This is a genomic window from Methanomassiliicoccaceae archaeon, assembly GCA_034928305.1.
Taxonomy (GTDB): Archaea; Thermoplasmatota; Thermoplasmata; order Methanomassiliicoccales; family Methanomethylophilaceae; genus VadinCA11.
Window position 1 is genome coordinate 291238 of sequence record JAYFOZ010000001.1, and the last position, 21156, is coordinate 312393.

Here is a 21156-nt window from a genome sequence, read left to right on the forward strand (position 1 = left end):
ACGCAGTATCGGCGACGCCAGTCGTCCAAAATGGTTACAGGTTCCTTATGACATCATAAGGCGTCACGCGGATGGCCTTGTTCGCCTCTTCCATCGTCAGGCCTGCGCCGAGGGCGACCTTCATCGCCATCTCCTCGGTCATAAGATTTCCGGGCGAATGCGCGTCCGAATCGACGACCATCATCGCCCCGACCTTTCTCGCCATACATGCGACGTGACCGTTGGTGATATTGTGCCACATGCGACCGGTTATCTCCAGTATGACGTCGTTGTCAGCGGCGGCCTGTGCCTCTTTTTCGGTGATGAGTCCGGGGTGTGCAAGAATGTCGATATCCGGATTCATTGCCGCGGCGAGGTTGGTACCTTCGGCGACTGGTTCGGAGACGGTCTCGCCGTGGACAACGATCCACTGTGCACCCAGCTTCCTTGCTCTTCTTGCAATTTCGGCTATCTTCGAAGGTGGCACATGGGTGATCTCGACCCCCGGGATGACTTTTATATAATCGTCGCTGAGGTCGATCGCCTTGACAAGGTTCGTAACGACATATTCTAAATTTGTCATGTCTACATGGTCAGTGATCGCAATGGCGTCATGTCCGAGGAACATCGCCCTTCGTACAAGCTCTGCGGGAATCAGTTCCCCGTCGCTGAAAACTGTATGGCTGTGAAGGTCCACTCTCATTGTCTCCTCTCCGAAAGTTCTTCGTACGTCTTTTCGATCGGCAGTTCTTTTGCCTCCGCCAAAACCATTATGTGGTATATCAGGTCCGCAAGCTCCTTTGACGCTGAATCTACGTCCCCGTCTTTAACACTGAGTACGAACTCGGCCGCCTCCTCAACGACCTTTTTACACATCTGGGTCTCATTGTTCATGAGTTTACAGGTGTAGCTTTCGTCAGAGGGGTTCTCTTTTCTATCCTTTATAACCCTGGCAAGCTCCGGAATGACGGCCATGGTGCCGTCTGTGGTTCCGTAGAGGACCTCGTCGAAGCAGGAAGGCTTGCCGAGGTGGCACGCGACGCCGGTCTGATCGACCCTGACCAGCAGCGTATCTGCATCGCAGTCCGTCTGTATCGACACTATCTTCTGTACGTGACCGGATTCCTCTCCCTTTTTCCAGAGCTTTTGTCTGCTTCTCGACCAGAAATGCGTGTAGCCCGTACTCTTCATGAGTCCAACCGCCTCTGCATTCGCCCATGCGACCATCAGTATCTCGTTGGTCCTTCGGTCCTGTACCACAACGGGTATCAGTCCATTGGCGTCGTATTTCAGGTCGGTCATCTTACTGCGACCCCCCTGTCCCTGAGGTATTCTTTGACCTCCGAGACAGTGAATTCCTTGTAGTGGAACACCGAAGCGGCCAGGGCGGCGGCCGCACCGGTCTGCGTAAGAACTTCATAGATGTGTTCCATCGACCCGCAACCGCCTGATGCGATTACAGGGACGGATACGGCATCGGCCACCGCGGCCGTCAATGGAACGTCGTACCCGGTCTTGGCGCCGTCGGCGTCCATGGATGTGAGGAGTATCTCCCCGGCTCCGAGGTCTGCGGCCCTCTGAGACCATTCGACCGCATCAAGTCCGGTCGACCGTGTTCCGCCATGGGTGAAAACTTCCCATGTGCCATTGTTCAGTTTTGCGTCTATTGCTACGACCACGCACTGCTTCCCGAACTTTTTTGCACATTCCGTTATTACATCGGGATCGGATATGGCGGCAGAGTTCATCGACACCTTGTCGGCTCCGGCTTTAAGAGCCGATCTCATATCTCCAGCGGTCCTTATGCCTCCGCCCACGCATAGCGGTATGAACAGGTTCTTGGCGGTTCTCGAAACCACGTCCAGCATCGTAGCCCTCGATTCGAGCGATGCCGATATGTCCAGGAAAGCCACTTCGTCGGCCCCTTGTTTTTCATATTCCGAGGCCATCTCGGGAGGACTTCCTACATCTCTCAGATCTTTGAAGTGTATGCCTTTCACGACCTTCCCGTCCTTCATGTCAAGGCATGGAATGATCCTCTTCTTCAGCATCATTTCACCTCCGCTCTGTCCTTGGTGCTAAGCTCTGTTTTACGAGGGACGGTAGCCTTGTGGAGGGCTTTACCCAGGGATTTGAATGAAGCTTCGACGATATGATGCTCGTCGAATCCTCGAAATACATCGATATGCAGTGTCAGCCCGGCCGACATAGCGAAGCTCCTGAAGAAGTGTGCATAGAGGTCATCGGGGCAGTCTATATCGGCGAAAGGCCTGTCCACAATATCCACGGACACCATAACCAGTGCGTCGTCCATAGGTATGAATTCTGTTGCGACCCTCTCGACCGGTCCGTTTCCCAGAGCCTTCTTGAAAGCGTCCCCCAGTGTTATGGCGACATCCTCTGTGATGTGATGATCGTTATCTCCTTCTGCGACAAGCTTGAGATCGAACGAGGCATATCTGGCCAGTGTTTCGACCATATGTTTCAGAAATTGGATGCTACAATCGACTTGGAACACTCCGGTACCGTCAAGGTCCAGCTCCGCTACGACCTTGGTTTCCCTTGTACCGCGCTCCACTTTCGCCCTTCTTCCAGTCATCGTTTCTGAGAGGGCTTGGCCCTATAATAATTGTTGCGGGCGCGCTCAGGTAATGCTAATATTGAAGCGCGGACACTCTAAGCATGCAGCGGGCAAACCGTGGCAGCCTCTTGCGCTGTAAAGTTCTTGGATCATGCCGCTTTTCTTCACAAAACCGCAGATCGAACAGAGGACCTCGGTCACATTGTAGCCCTCAGCTATCATAGCGGCCGCTTTTTCGATCATTTTGTAGAATCCTTCGCAGTTGGGGCTGTTCTCGATAAGTTCGCTACCGCCTCTGGTTCCCTTGAGGTATTGCGAAACCGCCGATCCGGTAACGCCGAACGCTTCTGCGACACGGACCTGTGTATAGCCGTGTTCTTCAACGAGGCACCTGGCTATTGCACCTCTGGCAGTGGGTAGAATGTCTGCAACGATAAGTTCGCACGGTAGGAACATGACAAAAAGTTGCATTGAATCCTGGTATATTTATAATTGGTGTTTATCGAATCATACGTTCCACGGCGTCTTCCATTCCCATGGCCTTATTTCGAAAGTGTACAGTGCCAGACCTACAACGGCTGCAACTGCGCCCGCATCCCTGAGTATCTCGGCATCCCTCTGTTCGGTGACACCTCCAGATGCGATCACTTTGTGTGGACAAGCGGAAATGAAATCCCTCACTTGTCTCTCGTCGACGCCCTTCTTTTTACCTTCAACGTCTACATTGGTGTTGAGAACTCCCGCTAGAGGAAGGCCCTCGATGATCTTGAACATCTGTGCTACGGTCACCGAGACGGATTCCTGCCATCCTTTCACCACTATCTTGTTTCCGCGGGTGTCCATTGCAAGGGCGATGCGGCCGGGATACTTTAACGATATATGTTCCAGCCACTCGGTTTCCTTTATAGCTTTGGTGCCTAGTACGACCCTGTCGACCCCTGCGCGGATGAGAGCATCTACGGTACCTTCGGACCTTATGCCGCCTCCGGCCTCCACCGGAACGCCCGACATACGGGCTATTTTTTCGATGGACGTCAAATTATCGCCCCTCCCGAAAGCCGCGTCCAGATCTACAAGGTGCAAATATCCGGCCCCCTTGGAGACCCAGGACATCGCCGTCTGGAAAGGATCGGGTATCTTGACCTGCTCGCTGCCCAGTTCTCCTCCGACAAGCTGGACCACTTGCCCGTCGAGCATATCTACGGCCGGAATTATTATCATTGGCATTCCTCTGCAAATTCAATGAAGTTCTTTAGCACCCTCATACCGGACATGCTGCTTTTTTCGGGGTGGAACTGCACGCCGTATGTGTTGAACCTCCGGAATATCACAGGAATGTGCCAGCTCTCGTATTCCGTGGTCCCGGTTATTGTTGTTTGGTCGTCTGGGCGGCCACGATAGGAGTGAGCGAAATAAAAATCCCTGTCCGGTGTTCCGTCGAGTAACGGATCATCGGATTCAACGGTGTTCCAGCCCATATGGGGCAGTCTTTCGGCCTCTAGTGCGACTACCGGTCCCTTGAAAAGACCCAGTCCTTCTTTTTTTCCCTCTTCGCTGGAGTCGAATAGAATTTGTGCGCCTATGCATATCCCAAGTGCCGGCACCCCGCTCTCAAGATGTTTCAATATTTCTTTTCTGTAGGGGGCGATGCGTTCTATCGTGCTGTCGAAGGCCCCCACCCCGGGAAAAACTATGCAGTCGGCATCAGCCAGTTTGTACATGTCGGTAACAGTTTCAACGCTGGCACCGCAGTTTTCCAATGCGTTCTTTACCGAATGAAGGTTTCCGACCCCGTAGTCGGTAAGGTATATCAGCGGCATTCCTCGATCACCTCGGCGGCCTTGTCCAGGAGCATTGCGTTGAGCTCTTCGCTGCCGACGGTGATACGGACGCAGTTCTCGGTCCTGCGCCTGGAGCCGAAGTCCCGTATCATCACTCCTTTCTTTTTCAGGCGGGATACCAACTCTGCGTGGTCCACCGGCGACCTGGCCAGTATGAAATTGGAATCTGACGGATATGTTTCAAAACCGAGTGCCCTCAGTCCCGCGTCCAATTTCGGGCGCTGCTCGCTGACAAGGGCATGGCTGCGTCTTATGAAATCCTGGTCCTTCACAGCGGCTATGGCCGCTTTCTCGCTGAGCATGTTCAGGGAATACGGTATCTTTACGCAGTTCATCATGCCTGCGATGCTTAGGTTAGATACGGCATACCCTACTCTGAGGCCCGCCATGGCGTAGGCTTTGGAGAAAGTCCTGACCACGATCAGATTATCGAACTCGTTGACCCTGCGTATCATGGAGCGGTCGCTGTATTCTCCATATGCCTCGTCCACTACGACCACGCCTTTAAAATCAGAAAGTATCTCTTCCAGGTCTTTCTCGTGGAACGAGTTTCCGGTAGGGTTGTTGGGAGAGGGCATTATGGCGACCCTCGCTCCGGACTTCAGAAACGCGTCAACATCCAGCTGGAAATCGTCCGTAAGATCGATTTCCACAGTGTTGCCTCCGTTTATTTTGACAAAAAAGTCATACAGGACATATGAGGGGACGGGTACAGCGCATTTTTCTCCAAACTCGGTGAAGGTCTTGAATGCAACATCGATCACTTCATCGGAACCGTTGCCTGCTACGAAGTTTTCTCTTTCGAGACCGTAAAGGTCCGACAGAGCGTCGCGGAGGTCGTCCGAATACGTGTTCGGATATCCGTTGATGTCGCCCTTCCAGCCCGAAAGGAAATTCATGGCTGCAGGGTTGGAACCGAGAACGTTAACATTGGTGTCCAATCTGATTTCATTCCCGATCTTCGGGTTGTAGTATCTCTCGAATTCTCTGGTAGAACTTCTCATTATGTCTTTTGACACCATCACTCCACCAGCCTCTCCATCGAGAGAGTCAGTATCCCTGTGGCGCCGATTTTTCTTAGATTGTTTATTGCATCGTAAAGCTGCGAGTACGATACAACGGCCTGAACCGCGACCATATCCTTATTACCCGCGATCTCAAGGACGGTGGGGCCGCCTATGCCGGGAAGGAACTTCTCCACCTCTGCGATCATAGACCTAGGTACGTTGGCCATGAGGTACTTGCGGTTCTCTGCGGCAATGACGCTGCGGATCGCCTCGGTCACCTCGAGCATGGCTTCTTTCTTCTCGTTTAGCGCCTGTGAGCTGGCGACGACCGCTGCCTGCGACTGGAATAGTACTTCGGTCTCTCTAAGGCGGTTCATCTTGAGCGTAGAGCCGGTCGATACCAGATCCACTATGCAGTCCGCTACGCCCAGGTAGGGCATGATCTCTGCAGCGCCGGAAATGACGATGATATCCACGTTTTTATCAATAGAATCGAAGAAACGCTTAGTGACTTTCGGGAACGAAGTGGCTATGCGACTTCCGTCCTTGAGGTCCCTTCCCGATTTTATGTGCGATCCGTCCGGAACGGCGAGCGAAAGGCGACAGTATCCGAACTCCAGGTTAAGCATGTTCTCGAGGGCGTATCCCGACTCTTCGACCTGGTCCAGACCGGTGATGCCGAAGTCTATCGCTCCAGAATAAACGAACTCGGGAATGTCCTGGGCACGGACCAGCATGACTTCTATGTCGCGTCCCTTCACGTTGACGTAAAGTTTGCGTCCCCAATCCTCTCCTATGTCCAGGCCTGCTTTCGAGAGCAGCTCCACAGACCTCTCGCTGAGCCTTCCTTTATTCGGGATAGCTAATTTCAGTGTCATCTTCAGCCTCGTTTATCAGTGACGGAAATCGTTTTAAAGCAGACCCTTTGCCTTGGCCAGCTCTGCATTGAGGACGGAACCTCCGGCACCGCCCCTGATCGTGTTGTGTGAAAGTACGAACGCCTTGTAATAGCCGTTGCTCGACCTGAGCCTTCCGACGCTCACCGCCATGCCCTTTGCACGATCCGGCGTCCCAGCATACACATCGAATACCGGCTGAGGGCGGTTTTCTTCGCTCCTGACTATTATCGGCACGTCCGGCGCCGATGGAAGTCCCAGCATCTGAGGTTCTCCGCGGAATGCGGAGAGCACTTCGCCGAGCTCGGCCAGCGACGGTTCATCTCTTAGTGCCAATACCAAGGACTCGGTGTGTCCGTCCACCACGGGCACGCGGGCGCAGTTCGCCATTAACCTGATGTCAGCGAAGCGGAAGACGTTGCCGTCGAAGACACCGAGCATCTTGCAGAGCTCCGTCTCCATCTTCTCTTCCTCGCCCTTGATGAACGGAACGACATTGCCGACCGCGTCCAGCGACGGTACTCCGGGATATCCTGCCCCGGAAAGCGCCTGATATGTTGAAACGAAAACTTCTTCGAGCCCGTACTTGGCATAGATCGCCTTCAAAGGAAGGGCTATTCCAGTGGTCGAGCAGTTTGCGTTGGTGACTATGAAACCGCCGTTCTCCGAGTATGTCTTCTGCTCTTTCACAGACTGAAGGTGCTCCGGGTTGACCTCAGGTATCAGTATAGGAACGTTGGGGTCCATCCTGTGTGCTCCGGCGTTGGTGAAAACGGCCACACCCGCTTCGGCGAGGGCAGACTCGGTGTGTCCCGCCAGCTCGCTGGGTATTCCGCTGAAGGCCACCCTGGTCGTGGCCGAGATCTTGTCGAGGTCCATGACCTCGATCTCTCTGTCGAGGGTCTCGTCTCTGAAGCTGTAGTCCCTTACCTTTAGGACGTCTCTGAGCTTTTTTCCTCCGGACCTTTCGGATGCATACAGCCCCTCTATCTCGAAGTAAGGGTGGTCTTCCAGCATCTGAACGAACCTCTGTCCGATCATCCCCGTTGCCCCGAGGACCGCGACGCGCGTCTTGTTCATATGTATTGCTCTCCCTGGCTCATTCTGATTCCGATGACGTATATAAAACCGCGCGTTATTTCTCGAAAAGGTGCTTCTGCCTATCCTTCGAGATACTTAGTATAACCTCGGCTATCTGTTTTGCCTCGCTCTCCGAAAGGCTCACTTCTTCGCAGAGCTCGTGATATCTCTGTATGACCTCGCGCTCTTTCTCGTTGTTCCAATAGCTCTGAGAGGATTTCTTCTTGGCCTTGGCCAGTTCGTCACTGATTTCCATACGCGTGGCGATAAGGTCGATTATCTCGGCATCAATGGCCGCTATCTGCTCCCTGAGCTCTTCGGTATCAGGCATCTGAACCACCGAACCCCAGATACGGTTATTTGTATAAAACAACTGACGCCCGCATTCATTCTGTACCAATATTAAAATAAGACAATCAGATTCGGGTCGGAAAAGGAGTACTCGGAATGGCATACGGATTGGGAATCGACACCGGCGGAACTTATACCGACGCGGCAGTAATGAATATCGAGACCGGGGAAGTTTTGGCGTCCCATAAATCACCGACTACCCATGAGGACCTCACAATCGGGATAAGGGGGTCCATAGAAGGGCTCAGCGACGAGATTCTGGCCAAGGTGGGCGTGGTATCTCTGTCTTCGACTTTGGCTACCAACTCGGTGGTCGAGGGAAAGGGTTGCCGCGTCGGACTCGTGGCCATCGGACACGATTTTAACAGCAAGTACCAAGCCGACGAAGAGACGGTCATCGAAGGTAGGCACGACCTCTTGGGAAGAGAGACCGAACCTCTCGACGTATACGCAGCCGATAAATTCCTCCGAAGTATAAGGGGCAAGGTCGACGGTATCGCCATATCGGGATATCTGGGCATTCGCAATCCCGCGCATGAGCTGAAAGTCAGAAAGATGGCATACGAGATACTTGGCGTCCGTACGGTATGCGGTCATGAGCTCTCGTCGACCTTGGGGTTCGATGACAGGACCACCACTTGTATCATGAACGCTCGGCTAATACCCGTTATCGACGAGCTCATCGTGGCCATGAAACAGGTCATGGCTGAGAGAAACATCCTCGCTCCCCTGATGGTAGTGAAAGGAGACGGTTCAATGATGGGAGAGGCGGAGGCGTCCATAAGGCCTATAGAGACGATACTTTCTGGCCCCGCGTCGAGCCTTATAGGCGCCAGGAAGCTGACCGGGATCGATGATGCCATCGTGGTGGACATAGGGGGAACGACTACGGACATAGGGATCCTCAGAGGAGGTCGCCCGGATATAGTGGAATACGGAGCCATTCTTGGAGGCATGAGAACCCACGTCAAGGCCGCAGACATATCGACCGTCGGCCTGGGAGGGGACAGTCATATCGTAGTCTTAGATTCCGGTATCAGAATATCGACGGTGCGTTGCGTCCCGCTATGCTTTGCGGCACGGAAATGGCCGGATATCACAGATGCTCTGCGTAAAATATCGACCAAAGGTCCGATGTTCCGCAGCGAGTTCGATGATGATGCCAGGAATTTTCAGGAGACAGATTTCTTCATCAGGCTCAAGAATAACAAGAACAACATAAAGCTGAGCGCTGAAGAGAATATGCTGATCGAATTCCTCAACAACGGACCGCGTACCCTCGGTCAGGCCTCCAGAGTTCTAAAGGTTCATCCGTTGCTGTTCAAGGTCAATGAAATTGAGAATATGGGCCTTGTGCAGAGGATAGGGCTGACCCCTACCGATATATTGTGTGCCGACGGAAATTACAACGAGTTCGATCCGGAACCGGCAAAGCTCGCCATAAAACATTTCAGCATGGTATACGGCGTATCCGAAGAGAAGATAATCTCCATTGTAAAAAAAATGCTCACAGAGAAGATGGCCACCGAGATAATGGGAAAGGTTTTGGACTCCGAAATAGGCTCGCGGGACATGGGTGCCGCGGGACAGCACCTTCTCAAGACAGCGGTATCCCTCGAACAGCGCAGGGACTACAGCTGCAGCATCAAACTGAACAAGCCGATCATCGGCATAGGTGCACCTGCCGGTGCGTACCTGCCCGAGGTGTCAAAACGCCTAGGCACAGACTTCATACTGCCCAAATATTCAGATGTGGGTAATGCGGTGGGAGCGGTCACAGGCGGCATAATCGAGCGCGAAGAGATACTCATAAAGCCCAACGTGGAAAACATGGTGGGCGATATTCCGTGCACCGTTTTCGCCAAGTTCGGGCGTTTCATAATGGACAGCATATCCGAGGGGATAGAGTTCGCCAAGACCAGGGGCACAGAATACGTAAGGGAACTGGCACTTAGGGATGGAGCCGAAGACGTCGTCGTCACCGATGATGTGAAGATCAGCAAGATACGTGCCAAGAACATGCCCAGCGAGTTCATCGTGATCGACGTAACGGTGACCGTCACGGCGGCAGGGAAGCCCAAGATGTTCCAAGTATGATCAGAGTACGTGGAACTCCTTCATACTGCGGACCTTGAGCTTCTCGCCGCGGCCGACCCTTATCGCGCCTACAGCTATATTTGCGCCCTGAACGGTGGTCATGAACGGGATCTCCAGTTCCACTGCCAGCCTGCGCATCGTATATCCGTCGCGCCTCGAACCGGATTTCATGGCCGGGGTGTTGATGATCAGGTTGATCTTTCCGTCCCTCATGAGGCCTATCGCGTTCGGCTTGAGCTTCTCGTCCAGTTTGAAGACGGTCGTTGTGTCCACACCGTTCTCCCTCAGGTATGTGGAGGTTCCCTTGGTGGCGTATATTGTGAATCCCATCTCCTTCAGCCCGCGTGCCGCATCCAGCACCCTGGGCTTGTCCTGGTCGTTCACGGTAATGTACACTCCTCCGGACATCGGGAGCTTGTTGCCTGCGGCTATCAAAGCTTTATAGCAGGCGATGTAGAAGTCCTCGTCTATGCCCATCACCTCTCCTGTGCTTTTCATCTCGGGCGTGAGAATGGAATCAACGCCCGGAAGCTTCAGGAACGGGAACACCGAAGCCTTTACCGCGTAGTGGTCGATCGACCTATACCCCGAGAGTCCGAAATCCTTCAGCTTCTTGCCGAGCATAACCTTCGTGGCGATCTTGGCCAGAGGTACGCCCGTGGCCTTTGAGATGAACGGAATCGTCCTGGAGGCGCGAGGATTGGCCTCGATCATGAAGATCTCATCGTCTTTGACGGCCAGCTGAAGATTCATAAGGCCCTTTATGTGAAGTGCCAGCGCCACTCTTTCTGATATCTCCACTATCCCATCTATTATCTTCTGGCTAAGTGTGAAAGGCGGCATGACCATCGTCGCGTCGCCGGAGTGGCAGCCGGCGTACTCCACGTGCTCCATTATGCCGCCGATGTAGACGTCCTCGCCGTCGCTGAGCACATCGATATCGATCTCGACGGCCTCTGTGAGGTACTTGTCTATGAGTATGGGGTGATGCCTGGAAACCTTGACAGCGGTTTCGACGTATGTCTTTAGCTCGTCTTCGGAATAGACAATCTCCATGGCCCTCCCTCCGAGGACGTATGAAGGCCTGACCAGTACGGGGTATCCGATCTCGGAGGCGATGATCCTTGCTTCTTCGAAAGAATAGCCAGTGCCCGACCTGGGCTGGAGTATTCCGAGCTGGTCCATCAGCTTGGAGAACCTCCTTCTGTCCTCGGCGACGTCCATATCATCGGGGACCGTGCCCAGAATTTTCGTTTTTGTACCCTTCAAGGCCTTCTCCAGGTCTACGGCGAGGTTGACGCTGGTCTGTCCTCCGAATTGCACTATCACGCCGTCGGCCTGTTCTTCCTCTATGATATCCAGTACATCCTCGAGCGTCAAAGGTTCGAAGTAAAGGCGGTCCGATACATCGTAGTCGGTCGAAACGGTCTCTGGGTTGTTGTTGATGATAACGGCATCGACGCCCTCTTCCTGCAATGCGAACACTCCATGCACGCAACAGTAGTCGAACTCGATACCCTGTCCTATCCTGATGGGCCCTCCTCCTATGACGACGACGCGCCTCTTGTTTTCGTCCCTGAAAGTTTCGGACGACCTGCCGTACGTAGAATAGAAATAAGGCGTGATGGCGGCGAACTCTGCGGCGCAGGTGTCCACCATCTTGTAGACCGACTTGATGCCGTTGGCCTTGCGGTCGTTCCTGAATTTGATCTCATCGGTCTTGATCAGTTCGGCGATGACCGGGTCGGCGAAGCCCATTTCTTTTGCTTCCCTTATCAGGTCAGGGTCGGCGGGGTTCTTTTTCAGGCGTTCTTCCATCCTTATTATGTTCCTGATCTTGATTATGAAATAGCGGTCCCAATCGGTCAGCTTGGCGATCCTTTCGACCGTCCAGCCCTTCCTGAGGGCCTCGCCGATTGCGAATATGCGGATGTCGGTTGCGTTCTCCAGTTCCTCTTCGATCTGTTCGTCGGTAAGGTCGACCGGGTCCAGTCCCCTTACGCCTATCTCCAGGGACCTGAGGCCTTTGAGCAAGGCCTCTTCGAATGTGCGCCCGATGGACATTATTTCACCGGTGCTCTTCATCTGGGTACCGAGATGGCGGTCCACCGTGCGGAACTTGTCGAAAGGCCAGCGCGGGATCTTGACCACCACGTAGTCTATCGAAGGCTCGAATGCCGCGTACGTTGTTCCGGTGATATCGTTCGGGATTTCGTCAAGCGTGTATCCCAGTGCGATCTTGGTGGCGACCCTTGCGATAGGATAGCCGGTCGCTTTTGAAGCCAGTGCGGAAGAGCGTGAGACACGTGGATTCACCTCGATCAGACGGTATTCGCTGTTGGCGGGGTTGAATGCGAACTGGACGTTGCAACCGCCCTCTATTCCCAGGGTGCGGATGACCTTTATAGCAGCCGTTCTAAGGCGCTGATGATCGTGGTCGGAGATGGTCAGCAGCGGCGCGCAGACTATGCTTTCTCCCGTGTGTATTCCCATAGCGTCGAGGTTTTCCATTTCGCATATAATTATGCAGTTGTCCTTGGAGTCCCTCATAACTTCGTATTCGAGCTCTTTCCATCCCAGGACGCTTTCTTCGATCAGCACCTGGCGGATGCGCGAGTACGCAAGTCCGCGGGCGCAGATGTCCATGAGCTCGTCCTCGTCATACGCCACGCCTCCGCCGGTGCCGCCCAGCGTATATGCGGGGCGCACAAGTACAGGATAGCGGCCGATCATCTTGGCGGCCTCTACCGCATCCGTCACGGAGTTGACGCTGCGGCTGATAGGGACCGGCTCGCCGATCCTCTCCATGGCCTCCTTGAACAGTTCCCTGTCCTCAGACATGGCGATGGCATCTGGCTGTGTTCCCAAAAGTTCGCATCCCAGCCTGGCGAGAGAACCGTTATCGTAAAGTTCCGAGCATATATTCAGGGCAGTCTGGCCCCCCATGCCCGAAAGGACCCCGTCCACACCTTCTTTTTCTATTATGGCGGCGACGGTCTCCGCGTTCAGCGGCTCGATGTAGACGCTGTCGGCCATGTCGACATCCGTCTGGATGGTCGCAGGGTTGGAGTTGACCAGGACGGTCTTGTATCCCTCTGCGCGGAGGGCGCGGCATGCCTGCGAGCCCGAAAAGTCGAACTCGGCCGCCTGACCTATGACGATGGGCCCGGAACCGATGACCATCAGTTTCTTGAAATCCTTCTTCAAAGTCTTCCCTCCTTCATTACTTTGCCGAACCTATCGAACAGGAAAAGCGTATCGGCAGGGCCGGGTTTTGCCTCCGGGTGGTACTGTGTTGAGAATATGGGCAGGTCCCTGTGCCTGCAGCCTTCCACCGTGCCGTCGTTAACGTTGATCTGGTCCGCTATAAGGCCTGTGCCGTCCAGCGAATTTGAATCCACTGCGTAGCCGTGGTTCTGCGACGTGATGTAAACACGGTCTTCGAACTTGACAGGCTGATTGTTGCCGCGGTGGCCAAACTTCATTTTATAGGTCTCGGCGCCCAGGGCCAACGCCAGCGTCTGGCTTCCGAAGCATATGCCGTACATGGGCAGGCGGGACGCAAGTTCTTTTTCCGTCCTGACGACGGTGTCGAGTATTTTCCGATGGGAAGGGTCTCCGGGACCGTTAGTGATCATAATGCCGTTGAGCCTGTGTTCGATGATCACGTCTGCAGGCGTATCGTAGGGGAATATAACAACGTTGAAACGGGAGGCAAGATCATCTATGATCGCGGATTTTGTACCGCAGTCGATCACTCCCACGGTGAGGTCCTTTCCCGTGTTAGAAACCGAGATCTCTTTGCACGAGACCTCGCCCACCAGGTTTCCTGTCATGGGGAATGGCATTTTCTGCAATTTCTTCACTGTATCTTCGGGCGACACGTCGATATCGGTTATTGCTCCCCTCATGGAGCCGCCGTCCCTGAGCCTTATGACGAGGTCGCGGGTGTCGATGCCCGAGATTCCCGGGACCTTGTTCTCTTTCAAAAAAGAATCGAGGGTCCTGCCACCGTACATGTCTGTCGGTTCTGTGCAGTTCTCCCTGACCACGAGCCCCCTGACGTGCACGTGCTTCGATTGTGAATATCCGTCAACTATTCCATAGTCTCCGGCCAAAGGATAGGTCATTACAAGTATCTGTCCGCGGAAAGAGGGGTCTGTGAGACTCTCCTGGTATCCGCTCATCCCGGTTCCGAAGACGACCTCGCCATCAGCCGGCGAGCGATATCCAAAAAGGCTGCCTTCATAAACAGTTCCGTCCTCAAGGACCAAATATCCGCGTGCCATCGGAGATTAATCACATTTCCGTTCCATATATAATGGCTTCCATTTCTGCTCTACACACCAGAACCAACCTTGTCTGATAATAGACATATGACCCGCCATTAAACGAAAGATGATTATCTGAGGACGCGATAGGCCGATTATGCGGATAATCGGGCGCGACCAACAGTCGAACAGCATAAAGGTCATGCCCGAGACGGACGAGGACCTCTGGCATTTATACAACGTGGTGGAGGCGGGAGACACCGTGACAGCCTCGACGACCAGGAGGGAGGAGAAGGCCGCGGACAAGATACGCGCAGAGCGCACCGAGAAGAAACGCATGACCCTTGGCGTCCGTATAGAGAAGATAGAATTTTCGGAGGACGATCTAAGGCTGAAGCTGCTGGGCACAATAGAGTCGGGGCCCCAGGACATAGGCCAGCATCATACCCTCATGATGGAGCCGGGGGACAGTCTGATAATCTCGAAGCAGAAATGGCGCGCCACCCAGTTAGAAAGATTGGAACGTGCCGTAAGAGATACCAATAAGCCCAGGATAATATTTGTTTCACTGGACCAGGACGATGCGACCGTCGCAGTTCTGAGGCAGTACGGCCTTAAGGAAATGGCGACGATCAGGTCCGGACGTTCCGGAAAGCAGTACGACGAGAAGAAAAGGGGATCGGACGGCTATCACGAGGAGATAATATCCAAGATCAGGGCGTGTGCCGAAAAAGACATGCCCGTTGTACTTCTTGGCCCGGGATTCGAAAAGGAGCTCCTTGCTGAAACAGGAAAAAGGTCCGATCCAGACCTCTTTTCCAGAAGTTACGTGTATCATACGGGTCAATGCGGAATGACGGGCATCAACGAACTGATGAAGGCGGGCATGGGCGCAGAGGTGCTCAGAGATTCGGCGGTCGGTGCGGAGATGGAGGCTGTGGAAAGCCTTATGACCGAGATAGCCAGGGACGGCCCCGTCACATACGGGCTCGCAGAGGTCTCCGCCGCCGCATCGGCGGGAGCGGTGGAAACCCTGCTGGTATTGGACTCTAAAGTAAGGGAGCAGGATCTCGACTCGGTGGTCAGGGACGTCGAGTCGCAGAGAGGCAAAATACTCGTGATATCGTCACAGCACGATGCCGGAAGGAGGCTTTCGGCGCTCGGTGGAATCGGGGCGATACTGAGGTACAACTCCTGAAGCGGGCGCACGAATAATCTTGTCGTACGGCAATAGAAAATATTAATAAAGATTATAGAATAACTGGACTGTTAAACCGGTTTCGTTTTACAGGCGGCATGCCGTGAATTTGAGGAATTCAGATGAGAAATAAAGAAGATATAATCCAGGCGCTGAGCGGCAGACTCAATGTCTGCGACACCACGCTGAGAGACGGAGAGCAGACGGCGGGCATTGTCTTCTCTAATTTAGAAAAATACAAGATAGCCCAGATGCTAGACCGTGCCGGAGTCCAGCAGATCGAGGCAGGCATCCCTACCATGGGCACCGACGAAAAGATGGCGGTCAAGCACATTGCGCATATGGGTCTGAACGCATCCATACTCGGATGGAACAGGGCCGATATCAATGATATAAACACCAGCATCGACTGCGGAGTCGATTCGGTGGCCATTTCCATGTCGGCTTCCGACATTCATATAGATCACAAGCTCAAGAAGAGCCGTCAATGGGTCCTTGAGAAGATATACGAGGCCGTTTCATACGCGAAGGGCCATGGATTCTATATCTCGTGCAACGGAGAGGACTCTTCGCGCGCCGATATTGATTTTCTTGTCGAGTTCGTAAAAACCGCCAAGGAAGCAGGGGCAGATCGTTTCAGATATTGCGACACCATCGGAAGGGAGCAACCCTTCTCGACATACGAGCGCATTAAAAGGATAATATCGGAAACGGGCATGGATGTGGAAATGCACATGCATGATGATTTCGGTATGGCAACAGCGAACTGCCTCGCAGGCATCCACGCCGGGGCGAGATTCGCTAGCACGACGGTAATGGGGATAGGCGAAAGGTCGGGCAACTCTCCATTGGAAGAAGTCGTGATGGCATCGAAGCATCTGTTCGGTATAGACTCAGGCATAGACACGAAGCAGCTTAGGGACCTGTCATTGTTCGTATCGAGGGCGGCGGGCCGTTCGATAGAGGTTTCGAAGCCGTTCCTAGGGTCCAACTGTTTTGCTCATGAGGCAGGCATCCATGCGGACGGAATAATCAAGGATGCGATAAACTACGAGCCGTACAATCCGGAAGAGGTGGGCCTGGAGAGGAAACTGGTAATAGGGAAGCACTCCGGAAGGAACACCCTGATAACTGTCCTCGGAGAAATGGGTGTCAGCATCGACAAGGATATGGCATCGGACCTTTTGGATATCGTAAGGCGCGCGTCGGTACAGATGCACCGCAGCATATCCGACGATGAGCTTTTCTCGTTGTATGAAGACATGCTTAAGAAATCGAATATCTTCGATGATTCTGTAGTTTAAACCCTAACTGCCGGCCGCCCGGCCGGCATTTTAATGATTTTTTTAGCGTGTCTATATGGTATGCAGACAATATCGCTTCATGATTTTCTCGCATACTTGTAAATGTACACGAACAAAATTATGACAAGGCCGGTGATCATTATGACCAAGTGGTCCAGCAACGGCAACGGGTTGGGCACGATCAGCATGATGACGAATGCTATTGCCATCACCATCAGGATGTTGCTGATCTCTATGAAGCGCGAGTAAGCAGAACGCGCGTCGGAATCGTCTTCTATATAATATCCGCGCTTGCGCTTGCCTCCTTCGATGAGCATCCTGTCGATGACCTTCAGGCTCAGCACCACGCCGCCAGTGGCTGGAATAAGGGCCACCAGGTTGAGAGACAGTACAATTATGTTGGATATCCTGAGGCTGGTGTTCAGATGAGACATCAGGAGTTCTGTGATGATGGAGCCGTAGGCAAAGAATAATATTTCCACCACTGCAATTATCAGTGCGCAGACGTAAACGACCACAAATCTATTCCTGACGCGTTTGGCCGACTTGGTGGAGAAGACGATCCTGGAGTAGAAATCCGACCTTGCCGTTTCCATACGCTCTATTCCGCCGACGACAGGCTTCGGAACCACTTTCTTCAAAATGTCATATGCGTTGGTGCTGTGAGTCGCGAAAAGCGGCATTAATATCATAGACATCAGCGCGGCAAGGACAACCGCAGTATAGAACCCGTTATCCACAGCGCCGGCATCCAGCGCCGTTTTTGATATGATGAATGCGAATTCACCCATAGCGAGCAGGCTCATAGCGGACACCAGCGAGGTCTTGAAATCTTTATTCCCGATAAAGTATGCAAATACGACCGTTACGGTCTTAGATATGACGAAAACAAGGAAAATGAATATGGCAAGCATTATGCTGGAGCCGACGTCTGCCAGATGGATCTTCAGACCTACGTCTATAAAGAAGATGGCCATGAAGGTATTCTTCATGGGTTCGATGTCGCGCTCTATCATATGCGCGTCCTTGCATTGAGATGCGATGAGCCCCATTATGAATGCGCCAATCGCCATGGATAGGCCCACATATGTCGAAAGAAGGGCCAGGCTGAAACACAGGCCGAGGGCGGTGATCAGGATGATCTCGCGGCTGAAGCGTTTGCTCACCCAGTTCAAAAAGCGCGGAAGTACAAGAAGTCCCAGTACAATGGCCGCGACCATGAAAATGACTATTCCGGCAACAAGTCCCAACATACCGGATGCTGTCGGAGATTGGCCGACCAAGAGCGGAGATGCCATTGTGAGTATGATTACCTGACCGATATCCTCCATGACGGTCACAAGGATGACGGTATCGGCGGTATCTTTCGAAATCTTTTTGTTGGCCCTCAGGACAGCGGTTACGACAGCCGTCGATGAACCGGATATGACCGCACCGAGGAAAACGGACTCGACCATGTTCCAGCCCAGTATAAATCCGGCAATGTATCCGCACAGGACCATAAGCGGAAGCTGTACGGCGGCGACCATTATCGTGAAAGCACCGCTCTGCTTCAGTTTCTTCAGGTTGAGTTCCATCCCTATGGCGAACATCAACAGAACCAGGCCGATGTTAGATAGCAACTCGATGATGGTTTCGCTCTCTCCCTCGGGAATCCCCCAGAAGTTTGCGATGATTATACCGGCAGCAAGATATCCGATAATGGCGGGCATCCTTAGTTTGCTGAAGAGGATGGACGCTACACTGGCGAGCACCAGCATCAGCGCCATTATCGTCAGAAATGCCACTTCGTCCATCCGTTTACCTTGCACGAGTATATTGGTATGGTTTAAAAAAGTGTCCAACAAAATGCATCATTGTTTATTTTCATCGTTGCCGACCATGATTTTTTTCCTCTGACTCCCCCCGGTTTTTTTGATTTTTTCCTGGTCGATGGCCCATTGGAAGCTCTCAAGCTCGGCGGGAGCGATAAGGACCCTCTCCCCCTTGGTGTATTTCCGCCCAATGGTCCAGTTCTTGAAGGGCGACAACACCCTGTATTCGTCCGCATCCATGACTATCTCGCGGATGTTTTTGACACCTTTACGTTCCGAGTAGGTCCCGGCAGACCTGTTTATCTTCCCATCTTTGACCTCTATGGTGCTGGTACATACGGAGTCGAGGAAATAACGGTCGTGGGTTACGGCAATAAGGGTCCCGCCATATTCGTTGAGGGCGGATTCCACTGCGTGTCTGGACGGTATATCCAGATAATTCGTAGGCTCGTCCAGTATCAGAAGATTTGTTTCCTTCAGGAGAAGCATTGACAGCGCAACGCGGGCCCTCTGTCCGCCGGAGAGAGTCGACATCGGGCGGTCCACTTCCTCACCTTTGAGCAAAAGACGCGCAAGCATCCCGCGCGCTTCCGCGCGCTTATCCGTACCGATCGCCTGCAATATCTGTTCCTCTGCGGTGAGACGCAGGTCCAGCCCCTCGTGGTTCTGGGAATAATATCCGATCTTGGCGCCGGGCGCTATCCACAGATCTCCTTTGCTGGGTATTTCACCTATAAGTGCTTTGACCAGTGTGCTTTTCCCTTCGCCGTTCGCACCGAATACGCCTATCCTTTCTCCCCTCATTATATCCAGTTCGATATCTTTGATTATGGTCCTGCCGCCCATATCTACAGACAGGTTCCGTGCGGTGATCATATTCTTTCCCGATTTCTGAGCGGTCTGTATCCTTACAGTTATGGACTGGTCTTCTTCCGGTTTTTCCTTCACTTCCATCTTGGAGATTATCTTCTCGCGTGTCTTGTGGACTGCGGCAAACCACATGTCCCTGTGCATCTCCTCGGCTATCTCTTCCTGAGTACGTTTCTGGCTGGAATATTTGCGGTACTCCTTTTCCATGCGGTCGAGGTCGATCGTCTTCTTCAAAACGAAATCGGAATAGTTGCCTTTGTATTCGCGCGAGTTCCCGTGCGAGATTTCGGATACGCGGGTAACGATTTTGTCTAAAAAGTATCTGTCATGGCTGATCACTACCAGCGCACATCCTGATTTTAGAAGGAAATCCTCAAGGAACTCCACAGTGCCTATGTCCAGGTGCGAAGTCGGCTCGTCCAATATGAGCAGGTCGCATTCTTCGGCCTGTACAAGGACGCGGGTGAGCATAACCTTGGTCCTCTCACCTCCCGAAAGGGCATCCATGGTGCGGTCCATCACATCATCCGGAAGTCCTACCTTTTCGATAGCGGCGACGATCTTCCTTTCATCATCGGCCGCGGAGCTTTTAAGGTCTGATTCCAATTTGGAATATTCTTCGGCGGCCGCGTTCCAGTCTATATCTCCGCCTGTCGCCATTTTCTCTTCGATCTTGGACATCCTGTCCCTGATTCGTTCCACATGCCCGTAAGGCCTGCCCAGGACCTCCCTCACCGTTACATCGGAGGAAGATTCTGCGAATTGAGGGAGATAACCGATCTTGCTGGTGTTCCTCGTCAGCTCGCCGGTATCGGGTTTGATGTCTCCCAGAAGTATCCTGAGGAATGTGGTCTTTCCGGCACCGTTGACCCCTATCAGCCCTATGCTGTCGCCGTCATTGATCTGAAGACTTACATCTTTCAGCACTTTCATGGGGCCGAAGGATTTGGTGACAGACTGTGCTTTCAAGAGCATGTTTCGTCATGACGGTTCGACTAATATGTTTTGTCATTCCTTATCCTGCAATATCCTTAAAATACGGGGCCAGTAATCGAGGCCATAATTCTGTAATTCAATGCGTCAGGCAATTTTTTAGGAACAGGGATTGGCAAATGCATTCTCTCTGGCGTTTATATGTTGGATGTAACTTATATCCATCCGACCTACAACTTCAAAAATAGTAAATATTAAATACTAGTTTTGCCAGATGGCGCTGGTTTGTAAGTAAGAAACAAATATGTTTATATATTAGAATAAAAAATAAACATTGTTAATATGAGTTGGTGACATTTTGTATATTTAAATGTTTTTATTTGTATGACGACAGGATAAAATACTATAAAGTTAATCGTTCTTCTGAGCTCTAGCTCGATGCGGTCTATCCGCAAAGGAGGTAAGTAAATGACTAACAAAACTATATCGGAGGCATCGCTTTGAGCGACTTTGCCAATGAGAGAAAAGCCATCGCAGCGGCGATGGTCGCATACAAGGTCCCCGGTATCCAGAAAGCGGCCGCGGACGCCAAGGCCGCCGGAATGCAGGCGACCGACATCATCGACGCCATGGGCGCCGGCATGAGCGAGGTCGGAGTGATGTTCGAGAGAGGAAAACTGTTCCTCCCCCACGTCCTCAGTGCGGCCAACGGCATGTCCTCCGCCGTCAAGTCCCTCGAGGGGGACCTCCCCAAGGACCAGATCGGGGTCAAGCTCGCCAGGGTCTGCATGGGGACCGTCGAAGGCGACGTGCACGACATAGGCAAATCGATCTGCTCGACGATGCTCCAGTGCGGAGGCTTCGACGTAGTCGACCTCGGCAGGGACGTCCCGTCCAAGGATTTCGTCGCCCAGGTAAGGGACAACGGATGCAC

The 21156-nt window shown here is 52.9% G+C and carries 19 protein-coding genes; 4 read left to right on the forward strand and 15 right to left on the reverse strand.

Annotated elements, in window-relative coordinates:
- Window positions 1-34 precede the first annotated feature (34 nt).
- Genes VB016_01585 through VB016_01635 form a run of 11 tightly spaced genes read right to left on the reverse strand, consistent with a single transcriptional unit; the run spans window position 35 to window position 7715 of the window.
- Complete coding sequence (locus VB016_01585) at window positions 35-682, reverse strand: histidinol phosphate phosphatase domain-containing protein (protein MEA4977231.1); 648 nt, start codon at window positions 680-682, stop codon at window positions 35-37.
- Window positions 679-1281, reverse strand: coding sequence for a bifunctional phosphoribosyl-AMP cyclohydrolase/phosphoribosyl-ATP diphosphatase HisIE (gene hisIE / locus VB016_01590; GenBank protein ID MEA4977232.1), 603 nt, complete (start codon window positions 1279-1281; stop codon window positions 679-681). Before hisIE ends, VB016_01585 begins: the two co-directional genes overlap by 4 nt.
- On the reverse strand, window positions 1278-2030 hold the full coding sequence (gene hisF, locus VB016_01595; GenBank protein MEA4977233.1) for an imidazole glycerol phosphate synthase subunit HisF: 753 nt from the start codon (window positions 2028-2030) through the stop codon (window positions 1278-1280). Before hisF ends, hisIE begins: the two co-directional genes overlap by 4 nt.
- Entirely contained in the window at window positions 2030-2578 is a 549-nt protein-coding gene (locus tag VB016_01600) for an imidazoleglycerol-phosphate dehydratase (protein ID MEA4977234.1), read from the reverse strand. The genes hisF and VB016_01600 overlap by 1 nt, the downstream gene beginning before the upstream one ends.
- A 45-nt stretch (window positions 2579-2623) precedes the next feature.
- On the reverse strand, window positions 2624-3016 hold the full coding sequence (locus tag VB016_01605; protein MEA4977235.1) for a transcriptional regulator: 393 nt from the start codon (window positions 3014-3016) through the stop codon (window positions 2624-2626).
- A gap of 51 nt (window positions 3017-3067) precedes the next feature.
- Complete coding sequence (locus tag VB016_01610; GenBank protein MEA4977236.1) at window positions 3068-3781, reverse strand: HisA/HisF-related TIM barrel protein; 714 nt, start codon at window positions 3779-3781, stop codon at window positions 3068-3070.
- Entirely contained in the window at window positions 3778-4380 is a 603-nt protein-coding gene (hisH, locus tag VB016_01615) for an imidazole glycerol phosphate synthase subunit HisH (protein MEA4977237.1), read from the reverse strand. Before hisH ends, VB016_01610 begins: the two co-directional genes overlap by 4 nt.
- Window positions 4371-5423 carry a histidinol-phosphate transaminase gene (gene hisC / locus VB016_01620; GenBank protein ID MEA4977238.1) on the reverse strand — a complete coding sequence of 351 codons (1053 nt, stop codon included), beginning with the start codon at window positions 5421-5423 and terminating at the stop codon, window positions 4371-4373. The genes hisH and hisC overlap by 10 nt, the downstream gene beginning before the upstream one ends.
- Entirely contained in the window at window positions 5423-6286 is an 864-nt protein-coding gene (hisG, locus tag VB016_01625) for an ATP phosphoribosyltransferase (GenBank protein MEA4977239.1), read from the reverse strand. Before hisG ends, hisC begins: the two co-directional genes overlap by 1 nt.
- 33 nt (window positions 6287-6319) lie before the next feature.
- Window positions 6320-7384, reverse strand: a complete 1065-nt coding sequence (asd, locus tag VB016_01630; protein MEA4977240.1) for an aspartate-semialdehyde dehydrogenase — start codon at window positions 7382-7384, stop codon at window positions 6320-6322.
- A gap of 55 nt (window positions 7385-7439) precedes the next feature.
- Window positions 7440-7715, reverse strand: a complete 276-nt coding sequence (locus VB016_01635) for a chorismate mutase (protein ID MEA4977241.1) — start codon at window positions 7713-7715, stop codon at window positions 7440-7442.
- A 116-nt stretch (window positions 7716-7831) separates the two neighbouring features.
- Between VB016_01635 and VB016_01640 the strand changes: the two genes are divergently transcribed.
- Window positions 7832-9832, forward strand: coding sequence for a hydantoinase/oxoprolinase family protein (locus tag VB016_01640; protein ID MEA4977242.1), 2001 nt, complete (start codon window positions 7832-7834; stop codon window positions 9830-9832).
- Here VB016_01640 and carB read toward each other — a convergent pair whose 3' ends face one another.
- On the reverse strand, window positions 9833-13039 hold the full coding sequence (carB, locus tag VB016_01645) for a carbamoyl-phosphate synthase large subunit (protein ID MEA4977243.1): 3207 nt from the start codon (window positions 13037-13039) through the stop codon (window positions 9833-9835).
- Window positions 13036-14121: a glutamine-hydrolyzing carbamoyl-phosphate synthase small subunit gene (gene carA, locus VB016_01650; GenBank protein MEA4977244.1), complete on the reverse strand. Its 1086-nt coding sequence runs from the start codon at window positions 14119-14121 to the stop codon at window positions 13036-13038. The genes carB and carA overlap by 4 nt, the downstream gene beginning before the upstream one ends.
- 139 nt (window positions 14122-14260) lie before the next feature.
- Between carA and VB016_01655 the strand changes: the two genes are divergently transcribed.
- Both VB016_01655 and nifV read left to right on the forward strand, forming a co-directional pair.
- A complete protein-coding gene (locus tag VB016_01655) occupies window positions 14261-15301 on the forward strand; it encodes an mRNA surveillance protein pelota (GenBank protein ID MEA4977245.1) in 1041 nt (346 codons plus the stop codon).
- A gap of 122 nt (window positions 15302-15423) precedes the next feature.
- Complete coding sequence (gene nifV, locus VB016_01660; protein MEA4977246.1) at window positions 15424-16605, forward strand: homocitrate synthase; 1182 nt, start codon at window positions 15424-15426, stop codon at window positions 16603-16605.
- 77 nt (window positions 16606-16682) lie between these two features.
- On the opposite strand, the gene VB016_01665 is transcribed toward nifV, so the two are convergent.
- Together VB016_01665 and VB016_01670 are read right to left on the reverse strand one after the other, a co-directional pair.
- Complete coding sequence (locus VB016_01665; protein ID MEA4977247.1) at window positions 16683-18401, reverse strand: cation:proton antiporter; 1719 nt, start codon at window positions 18399-18401, stop codon at window positions 16683-16685.
- A 57-nt stretch (window positions 18402-18458) separates the two neighbouring features.
- Complete coding sequence (locus VB016_01670; protein MEA4977248.1) at window positions 18459-20264, reverse strand: ABC-F family ATP-binding cassette domain-containing protein; 1806 nt, start codon at window positions 20262-20264, stop codon at window positions 18459-18461.
- Between the two features lie 458 nt (window positions 20265-20722).
- Here VB016_01670 and VB016_01675 point away from each other — a divergent pair.
- Window positions 20723-21156 (forward strand): B12-binding domain-containing protein (locus VB016_01675; GenBank protein ID MEA4977249.1); only part of this gene is annotated, 434 nt, incomplete at its 3' end.

Coding starts and splice junctions, on each gene's coding strand:
- VB016_01610 (MEA4977236.1), bottom strand. CDS start 3,781: ATGATAATAATTCCGGCCGTAGATATGCTCGACGGGCAAGTGGTCCAG.
- hisF (MEA4977233.1), bottom strand. CDS start 2,030: ATGCTGAAGAAGAGGATCATTCCATGCCTTGACATGAAGGACGGGAAG.
- hisH (MEA4977237.1), bottom strand. CDS start 4,380: ATGCCGCTGATATACCTTACCGACTACGGGGTCGGAAACCTTCATTCG.
- VB016_01605 (MEA4977235.1), bottom strand. CDS start 3,016: ATGTTCCTACCGTGCGAACTTATCGTTGCAGACATTCTACCCACTGCC.
- VB016_01665 (MEA4977247.1), bottom strand. CDS start 18,401: ATGGACGAAGTGGCATTTCTGACGATAATGGCGCTGATGCTGGTGCTC.
- carA (MEA4977244.1), bottom strand. CDS start 14,121: ATGGCACGCGGATATTTGGTCCTTGAGGACGGAACTGTTTATGAAGGC.
- nifV (MEA4977246.1), top strand. CDS start 15,424: ATGAGAAATAAAGAAGATATAATCCAGGCGCTGAGCGGCAGACTCAAT.
- hisG (MEA4977239.1), bottom strand. CDS start 6,286: ATGACACTGAAATTAGCTATCCCGAATAAAGGAAGGCTCAGCGAGAGG.
- hisIE (MEA4977232.1), bottom strand. CDS start 1,281: ATGACCGACCTGAAATACGACGCCAATGGACTGATACCCGTTGTGGTA.
- VB016_01655 (MEA4977245.1), top strand. CDS start 14,261: ATGCGGATAATCGGGCGCGACCAACAGTCGAACAGCATAAAGGTCATG.
- hisC (MEA4977238.1), bottom strand. CDS start 5,423: ATGGTGTCAAAAGACATAATGAGAAGTTCTACCAGAGAATTCGAGAGA.
- VB016_01600 (MEA4977234.1), bottom strand. CDS start 2,578: ATGACTGGAAGAAGGGCGAAAGTGGAGCGCGGTACAAGGGAAACCAAG.
- VB016_01670 (MEA4977248.1), bottom strand. CDS start 20,264: ATGCTCTTGAAAGCACAGTCTGTCACCAAATCCTTCGGCCCCATGAAA.
- VB016_01635 (MEA4977241.1), bottom strand. CDS start 7,715: ATGCCTGATACCGAAGAGCTCAGGGAGCAGATAGCGGCCATTGATGCC.
- VB016_01585 (MEA4977231.1), bottom strand. CDS start 682: ATGAGAGTGGACCTTCACAGCCATACAGTTTTCAGCGACGGGGAACTG.
- VB016_01640 (MEA4977242.1), top strand. CDS start 7,832: ATGGCATACGGATTGGGAATCGACACCGGCGGAACTTATACCGACGCG.
- asd (MEA4977240.1), bottom strand. CDS start 7,384: ATGAACAAGACGCGCGTCGCGGTCCTCGGGGCAACGGGGATGATCGGA.